Origin of the sequence: Planktothrix sp. (genome assembly GCF_046067725.1) — a bacterium.
Taxonomy (GTDB): domain Bacteria; phylum Cyanobacteriota; class Cyanobacteriia; order Cyanobacteriales; family Microcoleaceae; genus Planktothrix.
Genome location: NZ_JBJUDF010000142.1, coordinates 1 through 5,572, shown reverse-complemented (window position 1 = coordinate 5,572; position 5,572 = coordinate 1). Strand labels below are relative to the sequence as shown.

Sequence of the window (5,572 nt, the reverse complement as noted above, 5' to 3'; positions counted from 1 at the left end):
ATTTGGGTCGAGTTCTTTGCCGTGCATCTGGCAGTTTTGATATTGCCACACAAAACGGTAGAGTAGCAGGAATTAGCCATAAATATTGTCAATCAATTCACAAAAAGGATGGTTATTCTTATGGATTCTAAAAGAAACCAGACGGTTAAAACCGCTTGGGTCGGTTTTCCTCCTCGCTCTGAAGAGACGAGGCTTCTAACCTTCCCATGTTTTTCTGGTGATAACCGATATATCCCTATTCAGAATAATTATACCTGAGTTAAGATGTAGCACATTGAATCAGATTTTGGAGAATGAATGATCTTAAGCATTTTTTGTATATAATTCATTTAGGATTGCTATAAGCTTTTCAGCACCTAAAATTGTAATGAGGAAATAGCCAATTCCTTGTAGTGGGAGCGAGAACGCTCCATAAAATATACACTTTAAATGCAATACAGCTTATAAGGTTACAAAATTAGCCCATAAGCGGAGGTTCTGCTCATGGATTTTTCGATTGTTATCCCAACTTATAATTCTGAAAACCGAATTTCAGCCGTTTTAGAAAAATTAAGACTTCAGCAAGGAACAGAACAGATAACGTGGGAAATAATTGTTGTTGATAATAATAGCAGCGATCGCACCGCAGAAGTAATTTTAAATTGTCAAAAACAGTGGGATTTTCAAGCTCCTTTACGGTATGTATTTGAACCCAAACAGGGTGCTGGATTTGCTAGACAACGAGGGGTAGAAATAGCTTTGGGCGAGTTAATTGGATGTTTAGATGATGATAACTTACCTGAGTGCGATTGGGTTTTACAAAGCTATTTATTTAGTAAAGAATACCCCCAAGCTGGAGCTTATGGAGGACAAAACCACCCGATTTATCAAGTTGAACCTCCCCCTAATTTTCAGCGAATTCATGGTTATTTAGCCATTCGAGAAAATGGAGACAAACCGTTTTTATTCTGTCCTGAAAAGTTACAACTTCCCGCAGGTGCAGGTTTAGTTGTTAGAAAACAAGCTTGGTTAGATCATGTTCCCCCTGTTTTAGAAAATATAGATAGAGGTGGAGAAGATTATGAAATTTCTTTAAATTTATATAAAGGAGGATGGGAAATTTGGTATAATCCGAAAATGCACCTCGCTCATGATCTTCCTGCTTATCGCTTAGAAAAAAATTATTTATTGTATCTCGCTCATACCTACGGTTTAAAATCTTGTTTATTGTTAATGTTAATAACTCCGACATGGAAAAAACCAATTTTGTTTTTTAAAACTTTTTTGGGGGGAATTAGGCGTTCTATTGCACATCAAATTAAGTATAAAGATCAAATCAAAACGGATATTGTTGCTGCTTGTGAACTTCAATTTTTTCAGTCTAGTGTTCTTAGCCCTTTTTATTACTTAAAGAAAAAATTATCAATCAATTCTAAATTCTAGCTTTTTTAAACGTTTTGATATTTTTTCCCTTGCCAATTATGAAAAACGAATTAGTAACAAAACTTAACCTTCTAATAATTGCAGTAATTATCCCGGTTCGCAATAGAAAAACAATAACCCACAATATTCTTGTTCAACTCTATAAACAGATTAGTCAGCTTAGTGATCAAATTTATAAAATTAATATAGTTGTTGTAGATGATAATTCCAGTGATGGAACTTCAGAAATGATCCTGAATCACTTTCCTGAAGTTCACCTCATTCAAGGAGACGGAAATTTATGGTGGACAGGCGCAATCGTTCAAGGAATGAAATATGCAGTAGAAAAGTTAAATACCCACTACATTCTATGGTTAAATGATGATATATACTTATCAGACAATTTTATAGAAAAAATTTTAGAACTTTGTTCTAATGATCAATTTAAAGATAGTATTTATGGGGGGTTTGTTCGAGATAATACTTATCCTGATTGGATAGTTTATAGTGGTTCTATAAAAAACCAAATTGTCCAATTAACGGATAACTTTTCTGACAGTGATATTGTAGAAGTTGATGCTCTCAATGGAAATATTGTAATCATTCCTAAAGAAATAGTAGAAAAAATTGGTTTTCCAGATCAGAAAAGATTTCTGCATTACGGAGGGGATTACGAGTTCAGTTATAAAGCTAAAAGTTTTGGGTTTAAAGTTCTTTTATCTAATCAATTAATCGCTCAAACTGATTACACAATTGATGATTTTATCCGTTATATGCCACCTTTGCTACAATGGCATTTAAAATGTAATCAATCCTGGTCAAAGCGTTTTCAAATCCTAAAAGGGTTAACTAATATTAAAACAAACTATAATATTTGGCATATGTTAAATATTATTTATTGGCATAAAAATAAAATTCCAATTTATCAATATTGGTTTTATTATATTAAAGCTATTATTAAATTGTTAGTCAGCGATTTTTGGTCAACAGAACAAATAGAACAAGAGTTTAAAAATTACTTTCAGCAAAAAAAAGCTCCTCCAGAATTAGCAGAGGCAGTTATGGATCGAACCCAATTAAAATCAGGAGTTTAGTTTTTAGAAAGGTGGGGAGGTTTAACAGTTAAATAAGACAGCAAAGTAGATGTATTAGAAAATTTGCTATACTTTTTAAAAATTATCATTGATTGTTCAATGGGGAATAGTAAAATTACAACAATTTTGAAAATAATTTTAAGACAGACTTTTGCTTTTAGCATCGCTAAATCATATTTAATCATTTGAAAGAAAAACCTAATTGCTGTAATGGCTTTTTCTTTGTTCGTTTTTCCTTCTAGTGATCTAAAAATTAAGTATTTATAAAGATTAGCTAAACTATCTTTTTTAAGATGCTGTAGTGATAAAGGAGCTCTGCTAAAAGCTTGTTCAATAACCTGACAACACCCTTGTTCCATTTTCCAAACATCCGATGACATAGATTCTGAAGAGACTCTGTATAAAACTTGAGGTTTTTCCACCACAACAAAAGGATAATCCATTGCTAAACGCAGCCACATATCCCAATCTTCTGCACAGGGAAGAGATTGATCAAAGTGACCAACTTGAGTAAAAACTTGACGCTTAATTAAGGGATTAGAACCATTTTCCAGAAAATCAATTAAGCAGAGTTCTGGGTATACAAAACCAACAGCACTAATATGACTACCTCGACGAGAAAATTGCCCTAACTCATCAATACAATCAGTCCAACTATACGCAACCATTGCGTCAGGATTCTCTTGTAATACTTTTAATTGATCCGCTAATTTATCTGGAGTCCAGAGGTCATCAGCATCCAGAAAAGAAATATATTCCCCAGTTGCTTCTGTAATCCCACGATTTCGACTTGATGCTAAACCTGCATTAAAGTAAGATAAAACTCGCAAGCGAGGATCTTGAATCGAGGATAAAATTTCTAATGTTTTATCTTGGGAACCGTCGTTAATGACAATTAATTCAAAATCTTGCAAAGTTTGTTTGAGAACAGATTCAATGGTTTTTTTAATAGTTTTTTCTCCGTTATAAACGGGGATAATTACAGAGATTTTAGGCATAATTTTTAATCAATATCAGTTTTAATATATATCATTAAAGCCCCAATATTAGAGATTTTACCAAATTTAGATAAAATCCATTCCGCTTGTCTTTGAGAAAATAAAATAAATGTTGCAATTTTTAATAAAGTTCTCAAAGTAATTTTCCGACGGAGCATTGCTGGATCATTGATGAGAATATTGTAAAGAAAACCAAATGCGACTAAACCCTGTTTTCGATTCGGCTTACCTTCAAGAGCTTTAAACGTCAGATATTTATAGATATTACCCAGGCTTCTCTTTTTGAGAGATTGTAATGAATCAGGAACTTGGCTAAAAGCTTGTTCAATGACCTTTTTGCTGCCTGCTTCTAACTTGAACACATTAGCAGATGCAGATTGAGAAGATTGTCGATATAAAACTTGAGGTTTAGGAACAGTAATAAACAAATAATGTTTTGCTAATCTTAACCACATATCCCAATCTTCAGATGGGGTTAAGGATGAATCAAATTCACCTACTTTTTCTAAAGCTTCACGACGAATTAAAGGATTAGAACCGCTTTCGAGTATATTAACCACTAATAGATTAGAGTAAACATCTCCATTAACTGTTTTGTAGCTACCACGCCGTAAAAAATGGCTTGATTCATCAATACAATTCGTCCAACTATAAGCAACGGCGGCTTCAGGATGATCCTGTAAAGCTTTGTATTGAGCTTCCAGCTTATCCGGTGTCCACAGATCATCTGCATCTATAAACCCAATATATTCACTATTAGCATGAGAGATACCACGATTACGACTAACCGCTTGATTCCCATTCGGATAGGAGAAAACCTTGATCCGAGGATCATTAATACTGGAGATCACTTCTAAAGTGGAGTCAGTTGAACCATCATTGATTATAATAATTTCAAAATCCGAGAACGTTTGATCCAGAACAGAGTTAACCGTTTCTCGGATCGTTTTTTCTCCATTATACACAGGAATAATCACAGAAATTACAGGCATATTTTGATTGATTAAAAGTAAAATAACAATATGAAAAACAATTCATTTCAACCTTTCTTTTTAGTCGGATGTTCTCGTTCTGGAACGACTTTTTTACAAAGTTTGTTGGCGGCTCATCCTCAAATCAGTTCCTTTACTGAATCCCATTTTTATCATTTTATGGCTCCTTTGGAATATGAACCTAAAAGATATGCTTTTAATTTAGCTTCTAAACGACTTAAACCTCATATTAAACAGTATTTTGAACAAGAGATTAAACGCCCAGAATTATTAACATATTTTCCGAATTTACCTATAATGCGCTGGCATAGCAATGCTTTTATCAAAGCCATGAAATGCCTAACGCTCGAACAGGGAAACCATGTATTTTTAGAAAAAACACCTGATCATATTTACTATATTTCCTATATCGTTAAATATGTACAGAATGCAAAATTTATTCATATTATTCGGAATGGCTCTGAAGTTATTGCTTCTTTATATGAAGCTACCCATCAATACCCTCAACCCTGGGGAGGCGCGAGAAGCTTGGATCTTTGTATTGAAAACTGGTTGAAAGCCATTGAAATTACCCAACAATACATGAATTATCCTAATCATATTATAGTCGGTTATCAAAATCTTGTAAACAATCCTGAATCTACCTTAGAAAAACTCTGTGAGTTTATGGAACTTAATTTTGATAGACAAATGTTAACGAACTATACAAAAGCTTCTGAAAAACTAACTTTGCAACAAGCCGGAAGAAGCGTTAAAAATGAAATAATAAATACGGGTTTGAACAAGTTCTATACAGTTTTTGATGAAACTCAACAGCAATATGTCTTGAGTCAAATCAAAAACATCAATCTGGAATTAATCAATCAGATTTAATTCAAAATTAGGGAGATACGGAAATCCGAATCAACCTTTGGGCGGTCATCCATCCCTAGTCAGGTAACAGCGATCGCACACAATCATAACAGAACCATCCTATACAGACTTAAACCTCACCTATGACCGTACTTGAACAGGGAACGATTACAATTCATACCGAGAATATCTTCCCCATTATCAAAAAATCCCTTTATACAGACCATGAAGTCTT

General features: G+C 33.6%; 5 protein-coding genes and 1 pseudogene. 4 read left to right on the top strand and 2 right to left on the bottom strand.

What is annotated here, in order from left to right; genetic code table 11:
* The 3 genes and pseudogenes from ACKPEB_RS07950 to ACKPEB_RS07940 form a co-directional block, all read left to right on the top strand.
* Positions 1-131, top strand: a pseudogene (locus ACKPEB_RS07950) (HNH endonuclease); the annotation flags it as partial.
* A 352-nt stretch (positions 132-483) separates the two neighbouring features.
* Positions 484-1,422, top strand: coding sequence for a hormogonium polysaccharide biosynthesis glycosyltransferase HpsE (hpsE, locus tag ACKPEB_RS07945; RefSeq protein WP_408964338.1), 939 nt, complete (start codon positions 484-486; stop codon positions 1,420-1,422).
* A gap of 38 nt (positions 1,423-1,460) precedes the next feature.
* The gene (locus ACKPEB_RS07940; RefSeq protein ID WP_408964337.1) at positions 1,461-2,495 is read left to right on the top strand and encodes a glycosyltransferase family 2 protein; all 1,035 of its coding nucleotides are present in this window, start codon (positions 1,461-1,463) and stop codon (positions 2,493-2,495) included.
* On the opposite strand, the gene ACKPEB_RS07935 is transcribed toward ACKPEB_RS07940, so the two are convergent.
* Both ACKPEB_RS07935 and ACKPEB_RS07930 read right to left on the bottom strand, forming a co-directional pair.
* The gene (locus ACKPEB_RS07935; RefSeq protein WP_408964336.1) at positions 2,492-3,493 is read right to left on the bottom strand and encodes a glycosyltransferase; all 1,002 of its coding nucleotides are present in this window, start codon (positions 3,491-3,493) and stop codon (positions 2,492-2,494) included. The two genes, ACKPEB_RS07940 and ACKPEB_RS07935, sit on opposite strands and share 4 nt — an antisense overlap.
* A gap of 5 nt (positions 3,494-3,498) precedes the next feature.
* Positions 3,499-4,485: a glycosyltransferase gene (locus tag ACKPEB_RS07930; RefSeq protein WP_408964335.1), complete on the bottom strand. Its 987-nt coding sequence runs from the start codon at positions 4,483-4,485 to the stop codon at positions 3,499-3,501.
* Positions 4,486-4,515: 30 nt separating this feature from the next.
* On the opposite strand from ACKPEB_RS07930, the gene ACKPEB_RS07925 reads away from it, so the two are divergent.
* Positions 4,516-5,358: a sulfotransferase family protein gene (locus ACKPEB_RS07925; protein WP_408964334.1), complete on the top strand. Its 843-nt coding sequence runs from the start codon at positions 4,516-4,518 to the stop codon at positions 5,356-5,358.
* The last annotated feature ends 214 nt before the right edge of the window (positions 5,359-5,572 follow it).